Raw genomic sequence first — 18,222 nt, forward strand, 5'->3', positions numbered from 1 at the left:
TTCGGTGTGTCACTCGTATTCGTCGTGACCCCGTTGACCGATGTTGTTCCAACAGCTGCCCGAAGCACGACTTCCATGATCTCCTCGGGATCGAGGCCGGAGCCCTCGATCCCTCCCATCGGAATCAACTCCAGTACCTCCAGGGCAAGAGACTTCAACTGGGCGTTCGAAAGGAATTCGTCCGGATCTGTGAGAACTTCCTTGAGCAAGGGGACGTTCATCACGAGTATATCCGGACAGCGGGTGAATCAGTGACCTGATTCATCCGCTTCATTCCTACACCGTGTCAGCTACTGGGCTGTTGAGCCAGAGCGGACAACTAGCGAAAGTTGGTCATTGTCTTTCTCCTCGGTTAGTCGTAAGACTGCTCGGAAGTTATCACCATGGGTGTGAATCCGCACGGGAGAGCGTTCGAGAGCGTGTATAGACCGATCTAATCGTTTTCCATGATGAGGACCGTTCATCCGCGCCGAATTCGTCGGTGTTGAGCTACCCCCGCGTAATCTCGTGTGGCGGTCGGGGGCGACAAGAGTGATGCGACGCGCTTTGGAGGCTCAATCACAACTGTAGAAAATGTCGCTCTTCAACCAGATCGTGTAACGCTTCATCGAGTAGCGGACGGTAGCCCTCGTTTTCGGTCATCGAGTATAGGTCTCGTACCACGACCACGGTTCCAAATAATTCTGGCTCTACCGTCCCGGTCGTCAGTACGCTTGATTCTGCTGCAAATCGTCACTCGGATAGGTCCGATACGTTCGGCCCTAGCGCTCGCGGTGGTCCAATACGCGAGCCTGCGGCTGAGGCTCTGGATTGGTGACCCCGACTGAGTGTGGGACTTCCGCCGGTGGTTTGGAGCTCTCAGGGTCGGTCGGACTCGCCATCTCATCCTGTGAGTTGTCGTTAACCTCTGTGCTGGTGAGGTCGTCCCGAACGGCGAGATACCCCTCAGCGATGACAGCCGAGGCGAGGAGAGTCCCGAGGACGTCCCAGACCGGGTTCATTCCGCAAACCGCCTCCATCGACGTGCTCATCATTAATCCCATTTATTCGAAGGCTTGCTGCTGCTGGTACGCTCGCCAGCTGAGCGCCCATCTGTAAGTGGGAGAAGGCGACAGGATTTGCGTGCTGCACTTAGAAGGGTATGTAGTAGACTCAATCGCAGAAGTATTCACACTCGGCGATGCAGCCTGTCCGGCCTTGAACGTCACTATCACCGGAACAGCTACGTCGGGATCGGTGGCAATGGCTACGTCGACTGTTAACAAGCATCTCAACGCGTAGCCTGATTCGAGTGGTCCGAGTTCGTTGGCGCTCTTTTTTGAACTTTCAATCGCTGTCGCGGCCGCACGTACTAGCTGTACGTTCGTCTACTCGGGACACCCAAAGAAGGACTCGCGGATGGTGAGTTTGTAACTCAGCAGTATGTTCTTTGGATCGCTTGCAGCCCGAATGAGTCTAATTAGACATATTTTCTTAGATTTTCTGTCGTCTCAATTGACACGGTGTAGCTACAATAAACTCGGTGATTCTTTGAGGAGTAGCCGGGGGCGATTACGGGTTAGGGAGTATTAGGATCCAGTTTAGCTATTTAAATCGATTATAAGTACTGCCGCGGTCGCGATATCGAATTCGTTCCGCACAACTTCGGGACGTGGGTTGGACTGGTGGCGAACGCCCAGCTCGTTGCCGCCGCCCCAGAAGTGGAGCTGCTGGAGTACCCCGTCTTCGAACGCGACCCACTCCTCACCTCTCACGTTGACAGGGATCCAGGGATGTATCCGTTCGACCTCGCGTTCGATCTCATCGAGAGCGAACCGACCTCGATGATGGCGTCCTCACGCTCTCGAACCGATCCGGGCTCGGCATCGACGTGAACTTCGACGTGATTTCCGACTATCCGTTTATCGAGGACCCGTGGACAGAGTTCCACTACGACACGGAATCACGGTGAGTACGGCTTCGTGCTCGGTCAACCGACTAACAGAACTGAGAACTGCAGGTCGCTCTGTCCTCGGCTCTACCGTCATCTAATCAACTGGTGAATGTCGTCGTCGAGTTGCTCGTACAGCGCGATGGCACGCTCTTCGTCCGCTTCCGAGAGTGGACGAATCGGTTCTCGGACCTCCCCACCGTGGAGTCCTGCTAATTCAAGCCCTTTCTTGACGGCCGGGACACTTACTGCTCCGCCGAGGTCGTTGTGCTCACCGGTACCCTCGCGGAAGTTCTGAAACGGCAGACAGGCGTTACGCAGTTTCCGAGCACGTTCCCAATCCTCTGCAGACAGTGCATCGAAGAGTTCGATTCCGATTTCAGGACGGAAATTGCTCACTCCTGCGGAGAATCCCTCGATTCCCTCGTTCCAGAACGAGACGGCGAGCGGTTCCGCGAGCCCGTTGATCCACACCACGTCGTCGTCACCGGCGGCAATTCCCTGACCCAGTTTCACCCCGTCTTCGAGTGCGTATTTGACCCCGACGACGCCGTCGATGCGTGTGAGGTCTGCGAGAAACTCCACGGATGGGTCGAACCCACGAACGTATGGAACGAGTGGAGTCTCTGTGGCAGTATCGAGCTTTCTGTAGTAGTCGAGAATCCCCTGTTCGTGGACGTACGTGTGATCTGGCGGCATAACCATCATCGCGTCCACCCCGATCTCGTCGTACGCCCGGAGAAGCGTTTTCGCTTCAGGTGTACTTCCGCCGACACCGGCGAGAACACACGCGTCTGAAGGGAGTGCCCCGACGCTCGTTTTGGTCACTTCGATTCGCTCTTGTTGTGAGAGAGAATGGTATTCGCTGATATTCGCCGCTGCGAGGAACGTGCGGATACCGTCGTCGTAGAGGCGTTGGGCGTTCTCGGCGATCTTCCAGTGTTCGACTGCCAACTCGTCGTCGAACGGTGTCAATAATCCAACCGCAACGTCACGTAGACGTGCCTGGACATCAGCTGCTGACAGTGGCATTGGATGAGGATCTCTGTCACAGTATTAAAACCTATCGCTCGGGTCAATATCGGGGTTCAATCGGTACAAAGTGGCTCTCGGGGGCACGGACTGTGAGCAACACAAATTATAATAGTTGGGACGTGAAGCGTCAGTGCATGGAAATCGTAGATCTCGAGACGATTCCGGTAGTGCATACACTACCCAATGGAGACGGAGTAGGTGACGCCAGGGGTTTCGGTCACACCCATGGAACGACGCTCCTCCGACTCGAAACCGACACGGGAGTAGTTGGGTGGGGCGAGGCGTTCGCCCCTGGTCCCATCGCCGAAGCGACGATCGAGGAGCTATTCCACGACGAAGTCGTTGGAATGGACCCGTTCGACGTCGAATCGTTGGCGGTCCAGTCGTACACCGACCCCTACCACTTCGGCGGCAGTGTGTTCGTGCAGTGCGCTGTCAGCGCCATCGACATCGCCTGCTGGGACATCATCGGTAAGACTGTCGACCAACCGGTGTACAAACTCTTGGGAGGCACGACTCGTTCTTCGCTCACACCCTACGCATCCACGATGTATTTCAGGGAGGACGGTCGAAGCATCGAGGAACCCATCCGCGAGGCTGTTCAGGCGGGGTTCACCGCCGCGAAAATCAAGATCGGTAGCGGTGTCGAAGCGGACATCGAGCGGGTTCGGGTGGCTCGTGAAATTCTCGGCGACGACGCCGACCTGATGGTCGACATCAACGGGAACTACCGTCCTGACCAGGCAGTTCGGACGGTGAACGCAATAGAGGAGTACGACATCACCTGGGTCGAGGAACCGGTTCCCCCCGAGAACCTCACGGGATATCGAGAGTTGAAAGAGCGTGTGAACGTCCCCATCGCCGCCGGAGAGGCCCACTTTGGTCGCTTCGCGTTCAAACGACTCATCGACGACCGTCTGGTCGACATCGTCCAGCCGAACCTCGCGCGGTGTGGAGGGTTCTCCGAGGCACGGGCGATTGCCAAGCTGGCGACGACCGAGAACGTGGGTGTTAGACCGCACATCTGGAACAGCGGTGTCGGCCTCGCAGCAGCGATTCAGTTCGCCGCAAGCGTCTCCGACTACCCTCACACCCGGCACGTACCGGAGCCGATGATGGTCGAATTCGATCAGAGCGACAACCCACTCAGACACGAAATCTTGGTCGACCCCTTCGACCCAAGTGACGGTTCGCTGGACGTCCCGCAAGAGCCTGGACTGGGTATCACAGTCGACGAAGCGGCCATCGAGAAATACCGAGCCGATCGCTGACCCGGCTTTCTTTCTTCTCGTTTCTCCTGTTAGCGGATTGCGTCCTGCATCAGCTGAAGATTACATCTCTCGAGTGCCATCGGAAGAACATCTCCGGGTACAGTGTCGAGAGCCGCACGTTCAGTGTTAGTTAGTGACAACCACTCTGAAATCACAGTTAAATAGATGACCTGTGCAGTGGCTGCGTATGGATGTGTTAATGACCGGCGTATACGGCCGGTGCGGAACTGCAGTTATCGACCACCTTCACGACCGTCAAGAGTACGACTTCACGTACTACGATCGGTCTGACCGCCCGGACGAACACACCTATGGTGGCTACGACACGATTGTCGCTGATATTGGGGAGTTCGGTACGCTGTCGGCCGCATCAGAAGGACAAGATGCGGTGGTCCACATGGCCGCATATCCGTACACGGACGGAACGTGGCCCGAAATCTTCGAGTCCAACATCATCGGGATGTACAATGCACTGGAGGCGGCTCGTCGGGCAGAGGTCGAGACGTTCGTCTTCATCTCCTCGAATCACGTGATGGGTATGTACGAAGAGGAGTTCGCACCGGACATTTACTACCCAGACCACGAGCTGGTCCTCGACCACACCGACCCTGTTCGTCCAGATTCCTTCTACGGGACCTCGAAGAGCTTCGGAGAAGATATCGGACGGTACTACGTCGAGAGCTATGAGTATCCCAAGCAGTTCTACGCACTCCGAGTCTGTAGCGTGCGGATGCCCGAGTACGACCATCCGTATGGAGATGCAGAGCTGGGAGTCGAAGCGGGTGAGTTCAAACGAGGCAGTGAGGAGTACGCCGAGCAGGTCGCCAGAATGAAAGGAATGTGGCAATCGCGCCGCGACTTCGCGCATCAGATCGACTGCTGTCTCGCCGACGATAACGTCGAGTTCGGCATCTTCAGTGGGGTCAGCGACAATCACCGTCGCTGGTTCGACTTAGAGCATGCGCGAGCACGCATCGGCTACGACCCGCAAGATGACGGCGAAGAGTGGGACAGCCCACCTCAGTAATAGTGCAGTTCTCGTCACCGAATCTTTCGGCGTTCGTGCGGTAAGTGGCTCTCCTTCCCGCTCAATTGCTATAGCACGACTAGAGTCGAGGGAGGTTTCAGACGCTCAGTAACTCTTGTACACCGTTTTAATCGACGAGAAGAAGTCGAGTCCCGCGTCACCCTGCTCGCGATAGGTGTTCGTCGACGACCCCTTGTAGCCACCGAACGGGACGTGGAGCTCCAATCCTGTCGTCTTGTCGTTCACCTTTGCGACACCGGCGTCGATCTCGTCGACGAAGCGGTTTGCTTCGCTCAGATTCTGCGTGACAATGCTCGCAGCGAGTCCGAAGTCGACGTCGTTGGCCGTCGAAATCGCATCCTCGAAGTCTCTGGCCTCGATGACGGCGAGCACCGGCCCGAAAATCTCCTCTTGTGCGATACGCATATCGTTTTTCACGTCGACAAAGACCGTTGGTGGCACGTAGTTGCCCCTCTCGTAATCGTTGCCCGTGAGTCGGATCCCACCAGTTTCGAGCGTCGCACCTTCGTCTTGGCCAATCGTGACGTACTCAAGCGTCGAGGCGAGTTCACTGTCGGAGACGTGTGGTCCCACGTCCGGGTCTTCGAGGCCAGGACCGACTTCGAGTGACTCTGCGTAGCCGGTGATGGCGTCGACGAACTCATCGTATACTGATTCGTGCACGATCGCTCGGGAGGTTGCAGTGCAGGACTGTCCCGTAGTTCCGAACGCGCCCGCACCGACCAGTTCAGCGGCTTGCTCGATGTCGGCACTTGGCATCACGATGGTCGGGTTCTTCCCGCCCATCTCGCACTGAACGCGGGTCAGGTCTTCGGCGGCAGTCTGTGCGACGGCAGTTCCGACCCCCGTGCTCCCGGTGAACGAGAGGCCGTCGATGTCGTCAGATTCGGTGAGCGGTGCGCCGACCTCGGAGCCGGAGCCCGTCACGAGGTTCGCGACACCCTTCGGAAGGCCTGCTTCATCGAGACATTCCAGCAGGATTCGTGAAGCGTTCGGTGCTTCGGATGCGGGCTTGAGGACTACCGTATTACCCGCAGCGAGGGCTGGTGCAAGCTTCCAAGCGGGGATTGCAATAGGGTAGTTCCACGGCGTGATCAGCGCGACGGTTCCGAGTGGCTCGCGCTTCGTATACAGGTCCATCTCGGAAGCACTCGCCGGTTTGACAGTCCCACCGAGGTCACGACACTTCTCTGCGTAGTAGTGGAAGATGTCAATCGCCCGCTGAACCTCCCCAGCGGCCTCTGAGCGAGTCTTCCCTTCTTCGCGGACGAGTGTTTCCGTCGCCTCTCCTTTACGGGCAGCGAGGAGCTCTCCCGTCTCACGGAGCACCGAACCACGGCTCGGTCCCGGTGTGTGTGCCCACTCGTCCTGTGCAGCAACCGACGCGTCGACTGCGTCCTCGACGTCAGCTTTCGTCGATGCTGGGTGATAGCTAACGATCTCGTCGACACTCGCGGGGTTCGTGACAGCGAACGACGCACCGGTTGCTGATTCGACCCACTCACCGTTGATGTAATTGGCGTACTCTGTGGCCATGTACGACTACCGTTCACAATGCTATGATACAAAGCTTGTGCTGGAGACAACTCACCGAAATCGACGAATTCGTCACTACCCCTCTCCCCCGGTCAGACCCCAAATTATATCGCCTGATACCGGTTCTCTCTCGCTATGGACTCTCTCACAGAGCTCGTTGTCGATGAAGAAACAGTTCTCGAAGCCTGTGGTACGGTCGACTTGCCCGCGATGGGGCTCATCGAACAGGTATGGGACACTGATCCAATCCCAGCAGATGTCATCTCCAAGCGGACGAGAGATGCGGTACAGAGCCTTTCGTTCGACGAGGTTCCAGACAGCGGGGAAGTGGCTGTCGGAGTGGGCAGTCGTGGAATCGCCAATCTCCAAGCCATCGTCAGCAGTGTCGTCGAGCAGCTCCGGCACCTGGGATACGAGCCCTTCGTCTTCCCCGCGATGGGGAGCCACGGTGGTGCAACTGGCGAGGGTCAACGGGAGATGTTAGCAGAACTCGGAGTCGACGAGGAGGCGATCGGCTGTGAGATTCGGTCGAGCATGGATGTCGTCGAAGTGGGTACGACCGCTGACCAGAATGTCCCGGTCGTGGCTGATGCCAACGCCGTCGCCGCCGATGGCATCGTGGTCGTCAACCGTATCAAACCCCACACGGACTTCGATGGCACGGTCGAAAGCGGCCTTTCGAAGATGCTCGTCATCGGGATGGGGAAGCAACGGGGGGCAAAGGTCGCCCACGAGTGGGCAGTCGACTGGAGCTTTCGGAACATGATCCCGGAAATTACCGAACAGTTGCTGGCGGAACTCCCCATCGTCGGCGGCGTCGCGATCGTCGAGGACCAGTACGACGACACCCACCACATCGAGGGAATCTCGCCGGAGGGCTTTCTGAGCCGTGAAGCCGAACTCCTCGACCTCGCCTACGATATCATGCCAACGCTCCCCTACGAGGAACTCGACGTGCTCGTCGTCGACCGACAGGGGAAGGACATCAGCGGCCAAGGGCTGGATACGAACGTCATCGGCCGTCGCCCATTCGCGATCAACGAGCCCGAACCGGAGTCTCCGAGAATCAAGCGCATCTTCACCCGGAGTCTGACGGCAACAACCCACGGAAACGCGATGGGGATGGGCTCGGCCGACTTCGTCCACCGGGACGTCGCGGCTGCGCTTGACAGTTCGACGACGGTAATAAACGCGATTACAGCGAGTACGATTCGAGGGGTTCGACTCCCTCCTGTCGTCGAGTCCGACCGTGCCGGGCTCGTCGCCGCTCTCTCGACGCTCGGGGTTGTCGGGGCGGCCGATGCGCGCGTCCTTCGGGTGACAGACACCATGCGACTGGACCGACTCTACGCTTCCGAGGCTTTGGTCGATGAAGCACGAACCCGTGACGACCTGCGAGTTCTCAGTGACCCGAAGCCGATCGACTTCGAAGCCGGAGACTTCACCGCCCCGACTCCACACGAGACGTAGCCGTCCGGTGTCGGTAGTTGTCGAAGGGGTTGTAACCTCACAGGTGCGGCTGGTGTTGCCTTTTCACATTCCAGAGTTGCCGCCATCGCGAGAGGCATTGGACTACCCGGTACACCAAATAACACTGTTCGCGAGACAAGGACAGTAGATCTCTGACCGCCTCCACGACAGCAGACTCTGTCGTAGAGTATCGTTACATAGCTATTGGTGTAACGATCTTGCTCGAAATAGCACTCGAAAGATTACACCTCTATGACTGTAATGGGATCCCACACCGGGCTACAAAGTCCCGCTTCGATTCCTATGCTTCTTCTCTCTATCCGCTCGTATGCGTATGCCCACATTTCTGCTCGGCTGTCCACATTCGAGAGATGTCGGACGACTCGTTCTTACGGATTTTTCCTGAGTATCGGGCGTGGACGACGGGGAGTATCGCAAGCGTTCGCGAGGCGTGGACGAGTGGCTGATCTCGGTCCAGTGAGTTTTCAGCAGTTCGACTGCGGTTCGGATCCGTTCCAGAACCAATTGAGACCCGTTGGTTGCGTAGCTCGACTCGGCGTGACGCTCTGTCCGTGAGACGAGGACAAAGCTTATCTTTGAATGCAGGAACTACTTACCTATGCTACCGAGTGAAACGAGACGCGTGGAGGCCGTCCAGACGGCTTGCTCCATCATCGATGCACTCCGGGAGGTGAACTCGATCGGCGTTACGGCACTCGCGAATGAACTCGAGATGTCGAAGAGTGCGGTCCACGCTCATCTCGTGACGCTGGCCGACTGTGGATACGTCGTCAGCGACGCTGGTCAGTACAGGCTCAGTTTGCAGTTTCTCGAAATCGCCGAACATGTCAAGGATACGTTCGGACAGTACGACGTTATCGAAGAGGAACTCACCCGTCTGGCCGACGAGACTGGTGAAATCGCACAGTTCGCGACGGACGAGCACGGGAAGATTATCTACCTCGCAAAAGCGGAAGGGAAGAACGCCGTCCGCACCAGTTCTTCCATCGGGCGACGGGGAGACATGCATTCTACATCTCTCGGGAAAGCGATTCTCAGCGAGATGCCGCGGGACAAGGTCGATTCGATCCTCGACGTCTACGGGCTCCCCCGGAAAACCCCGAACACGATCACCGACCGAGAGCGCTTCCATGAGGAGTTGGTTCAGGTGCGTGAGCGAGGGTACACCATCGACGACGAGGAAAACATCACCGGCGTCCGATGCATCGGTGTCCCGATCGAGGGGAAAGGAGATACGATACTCGGAGCACTGAGTATCACGGGACCATCGAGTAGGATGACGGACGAACGGATCCGAGAGGAACTGCTCGCGGTGCTTCAGCGGTCTGCGAACGTCATCGAGGTCAACGTCAAATTCTCCTGACGCCATCCACGTCTCGCGAACGGCTACTGTGTGACTCGGTCTGTACCTCCGAGAACTGTTAGGGCGGCTTGTCAACGCTCCCAGCAGTTCCAACGAAGCCATCGCAGTACTGAATGTTTGGAGACGATTCATTTCTCTGTCCGAACAAACCTATTTATTCCACCCAATCGATGATACTGCCGATGACGGATATTCGTGAAATAACGGCTTACGGTCTCTCATCGCCGTTGGATCCTCCTCTGGAGCGCCAGTTTCCAGACGGCTACCAGCGGACGATCAAGCGGGATATGGTGCTCGTTAAATTCGAGACAGCGGACGGAGAAGTGGGATACGCTCCTGCTGGGGCTAGTCCGTCTATGCTGGGCCAGCATTACGAAGAACCGACCTTGGAGCACGTCGTCAACCTGATCAACACGGTAGTAGCGCCGACGCTTCGAGGCGCGAATCCCGACGACATCGAGGGTGCACGGGAGTCGCTCTCGGACATCACCCTTCCCGGGTTCCTGAAGTCACAGCTCGTCGCGGCGATCGACGTCGCACTGTACGATATCGCCGGGAAGCGTGCGGGTGCTCCGATCTACGAACTGTTGACAGAAGAAGAGGGCGTGACTCCTGACCTTTCGTTGTATGCAAGCGGTGGGCAGTACCTCCCCCCTGACGAACTAGTCGAGCAGGCAACGCGGATGAGCGAACTAGGGTTTGGTGCCTTCAAGTACCGTGCTGGATTCGGCGTAGAGACTGATCGCCACGTCTTGGCGGAACTCGTCGAGACAGTCGGAGACGAGATGGATATCATGGTCGACTGTCACCTCTGGTGGGAGGGAGGCGAATCCTACGACGTAGCGACGGTACAGGATCTCGTCGCGGACTTCCAGGACCACGGTGTGTACTGGGTTGAGGAACCCGTGGCACCGGGGAGGTACGAAGAATACAAGATACTGGCCGAGACGACAAACGCCCCACTCGCGGGAGGCGAAAACGAAGAGTCGGTACAGTCGCTGATAGCACTCGCCGAATCTGGCGCCGTTGATTTTGTACAGGTCGACACGCCGTACCACGAGGGCTATACCGGTTGTCTGCGGGTGGCCAAGCGGTGTGCCGAGTTGGACCTCGCCTTCACGACACACAATTTCGGTTCGCTCCTCGGGCTCGTCACGAACGCTCACCTCCTCGCCGCGACTCCGAACGAGATGTACTTCCAATGCCCCACGTTTCTGATCGATGAGAGCTCTGCTTCGTACTCGTACCCGTTGGCGACTGAGATTCTCAAAGATGACCTCGATCTTTCCGGTGGGCGATTTTCGGTCCCCGATGGGCCAGGTCTCGGCGTAGAGATCGACCTCGCTGTCGTCGAAGAGTATTCGTTCATCGACGGACCGTGGACGGAGTTCCACTACGAGTGACCGGATAAGGCACTTCGTTCTGCTGGCGTGTCGGCCGTGCGCGCCGTTGCGTAGGAATTCGAAACCGCGTTGCCCCAGAACAATTTCCCTGACCGGTAACTATAGAAACCCCAATCGAGAATTGCTGTAAGAGGGCTACAGACACTCATGCACATCTCAATAGACTGTGATAGCTCGGTGGGGTCGTTTCCCCACTTCTGGCAAAGTACCGGGTTTACGCCCGCGAGGCTTCTCCTCAACGACGACACGGTTCAGGCGATGACGTACGTCGGGGCGATTCCCCACGATGGCGTCACTCACGTCCGCGTCCACTACTTGCTCGATCTCGTTCGGGTTGACGATCCAATGCTCACCGAACCGACTTACGACTGGACGGACCTGGACGATGCACTCGACGTGCTGGTAGGGAACGGGCTGAAGCCGTTCTTCGAGCTGATGGGTAATCCGTCGAACTGGTTCACCGATTTCTGTGACGACGACCAGCTTCACGCGTGGAAGCGGATGGTGCGAGATTTAGCGGACCACTTGATGGACAGATACGGTGAAAGCGAGGTGGAGACGTGGTGCTTCGAGACGTGGAACGAACCTGACCTCTCTCACATCAGTGGCTGGGACCAGTTCGGGTTCGCTCGGAACACGGATGCATTCTGTAACTACTACGACGCCTGTTCGGAGGGCCTCAATGAAGCCAACGATGCGTTGCGGTTCGGTGGTCCCGGGACCGCGAAACTGCTGTCCCGTGTGTTCAAAGACCTCGTCGCACACTGTGATGAGGGGACGAACTACTTCACTGGCGAAGAGGGTGTCCGGATCGATTTTATCTCGGTGCACGAGAAGGGGGCGACACACCACCCCGAGGATTTCACGCCCGATACGGAGGGAATCTGCGAACGTGAGATTCACACGATGGAGTACGTCGAAGAGCACCATCCCGAGCTCGCCACGAAGCCGTTCATGAACAACGAATGTGACCCGCAGGTCGGCTGGGCCGACACACACACCTGGCGTGCACAACCACAGTACCCGGCGATTGCCTGTAAGATGATCTCCCAGCATCTCGACCACATCATCGACGGGACCGACTACCGCTACGAGCTCCTGAGTAACGACCATGGCTTCATCGGTACCTGGGGACAACGGACACTGCTAACGCGGTTTGGTGCGTCTCACGCGGAGACTGACCCGAACCGAGCTCAAGTCAGACCACGGCTCGACACGTTCGAGTTCGTCAAGAAACCCATCTACAACACGATGGTCCTTCTCTCGCTGCTCGGTGACGAGAGACTCTCAGTGGCCCGGGATGACGTGCACGACGACGTCGACGTCATCGCGACAGCGCGCGACGGGGAACAAGTCGCAGTCTTGGCCTCACACGGTCGAGATCGTCCGTCTTCTTCGGGCACAGCGTCCATCGACCTCACGCTCGACGGAGTCCCCTTCGAGGAAGCGGCACTCGTCCAGTACCGTCTGGACGAAGACCACGGAAACCCGTATCGAGTGTGGGAGGAGACTTTCTGTGACCACTACCAGGTCAGCGAAGAGGTCAACCGTGATCGCGAGATACCGACAGACGAGGAACTCGGCCAGCTGCGGAAGCATCACGAACTCCCACTCGTCGAGACTCCTCAACAGCTCGTCGTCGAAGACGGGACCGTTGACCTTTCGTTCGACCTGCCGCTCCCAGGAGTGAGCCTCGTCTTGCTAACTCAAAAGCCGACGAGCGAACCACCCACCGTGAATGGGCTTCGGACCAACGCCTACCGCGGGTTGAATTCGGTCGGAGGGCAGGTGATGGTCTCGTGGGAGGGCGTCGAATCTCGGAACATCCGAACGTACGAGGTACTGCGTAGTGAGTCTCCTGACGGCCCGTTCGAGCGTGTGAACTACGGAGACACGCTCTGTTCTGCGTTCCTCGACACGACTGTACCAGCGGGAGTAGAAGACCTGTACTACAGCGTTCGAACGGTCGATTACTGGGGGCGGAAGGGTGAGCGGTCGGATCTCATCCACTGGAACAAGTAATGCAGGGTATGAAAACACTTATCATGGGGCGCTAGAATGAGGCTAACGATGGTTAGCAACAACCACGGTTGTGAGTCTCACAGCCAAGAGTCGGTGAATAGACGTCGCTTTCTGAAGGCAGCGGGGGCAGCAGGCATCGTCGGACTTGCGGGCTGTACCGGTGGTCAACCGAGTGGTGAGGGTACCGGCGGCGCAACGACCGGAGGCTCGTCAAACTCGGAACCGACGAAGCTCACCTACTGGACGCTCTTCTCCGGCGGCGACGGCGCAGCGATGAAGACGCTGGTCGGGAAATTCAACGAGGAACACGACAGTATTCAGATTCAGCGGGAACGACAACCCTACGACGAGTACTACGACAAATTGTTCACTTCCGCGACAAGTGGTGACGCCCCCGACCTCGCTGTGATGCACGCGAGCCAACAGCGGCGGTTCCAAGACGCAATCGTGCCAATCGAAGAGCACCTAGATGGGGGAGCTAACGAGAAGTACGTGTCCTCGATCTGGGATCGGACGAAGCTCGACGGGAAGAAGTACGGACTTCCATTGGATACGTTCGTCAATGGAATGTACTACAACAAAGACATCTTCAAAGAAGCGAGTCTCGACCCGGAAAAACCGCCGACAAACTTTAGCGAACTCAAAGAGGCGGCAAACGCCATCACCGAGAACACCGACAAGCTGGCGTTCAACCCTGAACCGTATGGGCGATTGTACTACCGATCGTTCTACGCGTTCCTCAAATCGAGCGGTGGAAACCTCCTCACGGACGACAGGTCGGCCGCTGCATTCGACTCTGACGTCGGTCGTCTCGTCTCGCAGTTCCACGCTGACGTCCCCGGAAAGTACGGCTGGGACAAACCCGATTCCTCCGACAATCGAGGAATCAAAGGCTTCCGCGCCGGTGACGTTGCGATGATTATCAACGGCACGTGGTTCTACGGCGTCGTTAACAGTCTCGACTTCGAGTGGGGACTCACGAAACCGTTCGTCAACCCGGAGGCGACAGCCAAGTTCACCCGCGCAGGAAGCCACCAGCTCGTCTTGCCGCAACAACAGAAGCAGTCGGATGCGAAGTTCCAGGCTGCGCTCGAAGCGGCACAGTGGTTGACGCAACAGGGAGAGATTTGGGGGACGAAGGCCGGTCACCTGCCTGCAAGTCAGTCGGTGTACGACTCGGGGGCGCTCGAATCGGCCCCCGTTTGGGACCGGACGCTCAGCACGTTCTACGAGATCGCACAGGACGACCAACTGCTGTTCGAACCGTCCCTCGAAAACAACGAGGACTGGAAACGACCGGTCACATCGGCGATGGAGCAGGTGTACTCACATCAGCTCGATCCCGAGGAGGCAGTCACACAGGCCGCTGATAAGGTCACTGCAAACCTCCAGGGGTGAAAGCCGGGTTTGAATTTGACCGAACGAGTTAGAGCTGAACCGAGCGAATGTGAAATCACCACGGACGCCATCGACGGAACCACGCGACCGTGGCGAGCAGAACATAGCCGACAATGGCTCGTGTGTCTGTCCACATGGTGATGATCCGAGTCAGTGCTTCGATCTGTGGCGACAGTTCGACTCAGCATCAGTTGACCGCAGCCAGTAATTATTTGGAAAGTTTATTCAGGTTAGCATCGATACCAGATTGTATGCCTCGAACGTTTGCCTCACCCGCCCGATATATCCAGGCGGCAGGTGCTCTCGGAGACCTCGGCCGGTTGTCGAAACAGCACGGTGACTCGACGCTCGTCGTCGCTGATAGTGACGTCTGGGATATCGTGGGAGAACAGATTCAGTCCAGTTTCGACGCCGTCGACGGGACGTTCCAGCACGCGTTTTTCAGTGGTGAGTGTACGACCGAAGAGATCGACCGACTCACCGAAATCGCATCAGAATCAGGTGTCGAAATCGTCGTCGGCGTCGGGGGTGGGAAAACGATCGACACCGCGAAGTCGGTCTGTGCTCGGAGCGGGGTCGCGTTCGGCTCTGTTCCGACGGTTGCGTCGACTGATTCACCCACGAGCAGTCTCTCTATCGTGTACGGGAACGACGGCGTCTGGGAAACGGCAGAACAGCACGAGTTCCATCCGGATTTCGTCCTGGTCGACTCTCGAATCATCGCCCAAGCACCGACGCGATGGTTCGTTTCGGGAATTGGTGATGCCCTCGCAACGTGGTATGAAGCCAAGACGGCGTGGGAGAGTGGGGGTACGACTGTCTTCGGTGACCGCCCCACCTACACGGGGAAGGCACTTGCAGAAACCTGTCACAGACTGCTCCGAGACCACGCCGAAGGGGCTGTTCGCGCCGTCAAGGCTGATACCGTCACCGAAAGTGTTGAAGCAGTCATCGAGGCGATCATCCTGTTAAGTGGTCTCGGCTTCGAAAACGGGGGGTTGGCAGCAGCTCACGCAATTCATGACGGATTAACTCGTCTCTCAGCGGCATCCGGGGCGACACACGGCGAGAAAGTGATGATTGGTCTCTTGACGCAGTTACTGCTCGAAGGAGAGCCCGATGACACCGTTCGCGACCTCGTGTCCTTTGCGCGGTCGGTAGGTCTGCCAGTCTCGCTTGCAGCGATCGGTGTCACGTCCCCCACTCGAGAGGACTTACTTCGGGCCGGTCGCATCGCGTGTAATCCTGACGGGCCGATGGAGAACGAACCCCTCGAAATCACACCCGAGCGCGTCGCAGATGCCTTGCTGGCCCTTGATTCGGTCGTGGAATAGCTCCTCTTCCGAAGAGGACGTTACAGGTCTAAAGCTGTGAGTCGCTCGTTGTCTGTCACTAATGCTAACTAATCTCGAGTTTGCCGTTCTCCTGCACAACAATGGTGTAGGTTGTTCCGCTAGTGTGAATAAGCCGATTCTCTGTTCTCGACAGCAGAAAATATTAGTGAGAGAATCACACATTGTGAACGCATGGACACAGACCCCGACGATGGGAACGAACCTCGGACGGTGAAAACAGTTGAGACGTCGTTCGAGATCCTCGACTATCTCGAAGAGCGTGACGAGGTCGGCGTCACCGAACTGGCAGAGACTCTGGACATCTCGAAGAGCGCCGTTCACCGGCATCTCACGACGTTGGTCAACCAGGATCGTGTGGTGAACGTCGACGGGTACTACCGCTCAGTTTCACAGGGTGCTCACGGCATCGAGCCGACCGTGGACGTAATCGAGGCCCTGAACGAAATGAAGACCGCGACGCCCGAAGAAATCGCAGCGGAGACCAGCCACTCGAGTGTGACGGTTGCTGCTTACCTTGACAAACTTGAACAGGCGAAGTACGTCGTCAAACGGGATAATCAGTACCAGAACGGTCTGAAGTTCCTCGACATCGGAGAGCGAGTGAAGTACAACACGGGCATCTTCGACATCGTCGCTGAAGAGTTGGACAAACTGGCTGCCGAAAGCGGCGAACTCGCCCTTTTCAGCGTGATGGAGCACGGACAGAACGTGCTTCTCTACAAGGCTCACGGGGACGAAGCCATTCGGACGTCCCACGAGACAGGTCTACGCGAACCGATGCACTGCAGCGGCCTCGGGAAGTCGATTCTCGCCGAACTTCCGGACGAGCGTGTCCGGGTAATCGTAGAGCGACACGGACTCGAACAGTACACAGAGCACACGATCACCGACCTAGACGAACTCCTCGCTGAACTGGACGAAACCCGAGAGCGAGGATACGCCGTCGACCTGGAAGAGGCCAAACCAGGGATGCGATGTATCGCTGCATCGGTCACCAGCGAGAACAGCCCACTCTACGGTTCGGTCAGCGTGGCGGCTCCGAAGAGTCGGATGCAGGGGGAACGATTCGAACACCAGATACCAGAGCTCGTCAAAGGGACGGCGAACGTCATCGAACTCAACTCGATATACGTCGAATAGAAGAACTACGGTATTCTCGCGGAACTACGACGTTGACTCGACTACAGGACTGTCGGCCTGTGCCACGTGATCGAATACGTTTTGGCCCGACTCTGCGTCGAATAGGTGCATATCGGCCTCGTCGAAGGTGATGTACACTGTCTCCCCGACGGTCGGTTTTACGCTCGCAGGGACGCGAACCGTGACCTCTTGGCCCTGAACGGTGGCGTAGATGTAGTTGTCGCTCCCGACAGGTTCGACGACGTCGACCATCGCTTCGATCGAATCTTCGCTTCGAGTGTCTGTGATGCTGATGTCTTCAGGACGAACACCGAGAACAAGATTCGACGAGGTCGTCGATTGGCGTACCTCGTCGCCCAGTTTCTTCGAAATGGCGTACTCGAACCCGTCTCCACTGAGTGATGACCCCTCCAAGACGACATCGAAGAGGTTCATCGCAGGGCTTCCGATGAACTCCGCGACGAACAAGTTCGTCGGTTGGTTGTAGATCTCTTCGGGGGCTCCTACCTGCTGGATATGCCCCTCGGCGAGGATGACGATTCGGTCGGACATCGTCATCGCCTCCTCTTGATCGTGCGTGACGTAAATCGTGGTCGTACCGAGGTCGTCGTGAATCCGCTGGAGTTCGGTTCGCATGTGCATCTTGAGTTTCGCGTCGAGGTTCGACAGCGGCTCGTCCATCAGGAAGACCTCGGGTTCGCGAACGATGGCGCGACCGGTGGCGACACGTTGTTGTTGGCCACCAGAAAGGTTCGCCGGCTTCTTGTCCAGATGGTCTTCGATTCCGAGCATGGTCGCTGCTTCCTCGACACGTTGCTGGATAGCGTCCTTCGAGAGGTCCGTCGTCAGTCGCAGTCCGTACGACATGTTGTCACGGACCGTCATGTGGGGGTAGAGCGCGTAGTTCTGGAACACCATGGCGATACCACGATTCTGTGGCTGTACGTCGTTGATGACGCGGTCACCGATACTAATCTCACCACTGGAGATGCTCTCGAGTCCGGCAATCATCCGCAGGACCGTCGATTTCCCCGACCCGGACGGCCCGAGGAGTGAGACGAACTCACCGTCGTCGATCTCTAAGTTGACGTCTTCGACGGCGAGGACGTCCCCGTACATCTTCTTCACGTCGTTAAAGGTTACTCTGCTCATGTGCTACCGAGTCATGTTTTCATCATATCCCATATATGCTTTTCCCTAATGATTATGATATTTGCGGAGATGTCGGTT

The 18,222-nt window shown here is 57.4% G+C and carries 13 protein-coding genes and 2 pseudogenes; 10 read left to right on the forward strand and 5 right to left on the reverse strand.

Annotation, left to right across the window (positions count from 1 at the left end):
* Both BSG17_RS13860 and BSG17_RS13865 read right to left on the reverse strand, forming a co-directional pair.
* Positions 1-221 (reverse strand): annotated as a pseudogene (locus BSG17_RS13860) (ISH3 family transposase); the annotation flags it as partial.
* Between the two features lie 540 nt (positions 222-761).
* Positions 762-1,001: a hypothetical protein gene (locus BSG17_RS13865; protein WP_211609144.1), complete on the reverse strand. Its 240-nt coding sequence runs from the start codon at positions 999-1,001 to the stop codon at positions 762-764.
* 606 nt (positions 1,002-1,607) lie between these two features.
* Here BSG17_RS13865 and BSG17_RS28605 point away from each other — a divergent pair.
* Positions 1,608-1,951: pseudogene (locus BSG17_RS28605) on the forward strand (enolase C-terminal domain-like protein); the annotation flags it as partial.
* A 72-nt stretch (positions 1,952-2,023) separates the two neighbouring features.
* On the opposite strand, the gene BSG17_RS13875 reads toward BSG17_RS28605, so the two are convergent.
* Entirely contained in the window at positions 2,024-2,962 is a 939-nt protein-coding gene (locus BSG17_RS13875; protein WP_089825091.1) for a dihydrodipicolinate synthase family protein, read from the reverse strand.
* 137 nt (positions 2,963-3,099) lie between these two features.
* Here BSG17_RS13875 and BSG17_RS13880 point away from each other — a divergent pair, with 137 nt between their 5' ends.
* A complete protein-coding gene (locus BSG17_RS13880; RefSeq protein ID WP_089825093.1) occupies positions 3,100-4,236 on the forward strand; it encodes a mandelate racemase/muconate lactonizing enzyme family protein in 1,137 nt (378 codons plus the stop codon).
* 187 nt (positions 4,237-4,423) lie between these two features.
* Entirely contained in the window at positions 4,424-5,263 is an 840-nt protein-coding gene (locus BSG17_RS13885) for an NAD-dependent epimerase/dehydratase family protein (RefSeq protein WP_089825095.1), read from the forward strand.
* A 105-nt stretch (positions 5,264-5,368) separates the two neighbouring features.
* Here the strand turns inward: BSG17_RS13885 and xacF are convergent, their stop codons facing one another.
* Positions 5,369-6,820, reverse strand: a complete 1,452-nt coding sequence (xacF, locus tag BSG17_RS13890) for a 2,5-dioxovalerate dehydrogenase (protein ID WP_089825097.1) — start codon at positions 6,818-6,820, stop codon at positions 5,369-5,371.
* A gap of 135 nt (positions 6,821-6,955) precedes the next feature.
* Between xacF and BSG17_RS13895 the strand changes: the two genes are divergently transcribed.
* The 7 genes from BSG17_RS13895 to BSG17_RS13925 all read left to right on the forward strand — a co-directional run bounded on the left by BSG17_RS13895 (position 6,956) and on the right by BSG17_RS13925 (position 16,992).
* Positions 6,956-8,290, forward strand: a complete 1,335-nt coding sequence (locus tag BSG17_RS13895) for a nickel pincer cofactor-dependent isomerase, group 22 (RefSeq protein WP_089825099.1) — start codon at positions 6,956-6,958, stop codon at positions 8,288-8,290.
* 619 nt (positions 8,291-8,909) lie between these two features.
* Positions 8,910-9,674 (forward strand): IclR family transcriptional regulator, encoded by a 765-nt coding sequence (locus BSG17_RS13900; protein WP_089825101.1) that lies wholly within the window; start codon positions 8,910-8,912, stop codon positions 9,672-9,674.
* A gap of 182 nt (positions 9,675-9,856) precedes the next feature.
* On the forward strand, positions 9,857-11,077 hold the full coding sequence (locus BSG17_RS13905) for a mandelate racemase/muconate lactonizing enzyme family protein (protein WP_089825337.1): 1,221 nt from the start codon (positions 9,857-9,859) through the stop codon (positions 11,075-11,077).
* 147 nt (positions 11,078-11,224) lie between these two features.
* Positions 11,225-13,099, forward strand: a complete 1,875-nt coding sequence (locus tag BSG17_RS13910; protein ID WP_089825103.1) for a GH39 family glycosyl hydrolase — start codon at positions 11,225-11,227, stop codon at positions 13,097-13,099.
* Positions 13,100-13,147: 48 nt separating this feature from the next.
* Positions 13,148-14,497, forward strand: a complete 1,350-nt coding sequence (locus BSG17_RS13915) for an ABC transporter substrate-binding protein (RefSeq protein WP_170864811.1) — start codon at positions 13,148-13,150, stop codon at positions 14,495-14,497.
* A 251-nt stretch (positions 14,498-14,748) separates the two neighbouring features.
* Positions 14,749-15,831: a glycerol dehydrogenase gene (locus BSG17_RS13920; RefSeq protein ID WP_089825339.1), complete on the forward strand. Its 1,083-nt coding sequence runs from the start codon at positions 14,749-14,751 to the stop codon at positions 15,829-15,831.
* 192 nt (positions 15,832-16,023) lie between these two features.
* Entirely contained in the window at positions 16,024-16,992 is a 969-nt protein-coding gene (locus BSG17_RS13925) for an IclR family transcriptional regulator domain-containing protein (RefSeq protein ID WP_089825107.1), read from the forward strand.
* A 24-nt stretch (positions 16,993-17,016) separates the two neighbouring features.
* Here BSG17_RS13925 and BSG17_RS13930 read toward each other — a convergent pair whose 3' ends face one another.
* Positions 17,017-18,144: an ABC transporter ATP-binding protein gene (locus tag BSG17_RS13930; protein ID WP_089825109.1), complete on the reverse strand. Its 1,128-nt coding sequence runs from the start codon at positions 18,142-18,144 to the stop codon at positions 17,017-17,019.
* Positions 18,145-18,222: the final 78 nt, after the last annotated feature.

The sequence above is a fragment of the Halogranum amylolyticum genome (genome assembly GCF_900110465.1).
Taxonomy (GTDB): Archaea; Halobacteriota; Halobacteria; order Halobacteriales; family Haloferacaceae; genus Halogranum; species Halogranum amylolyticum.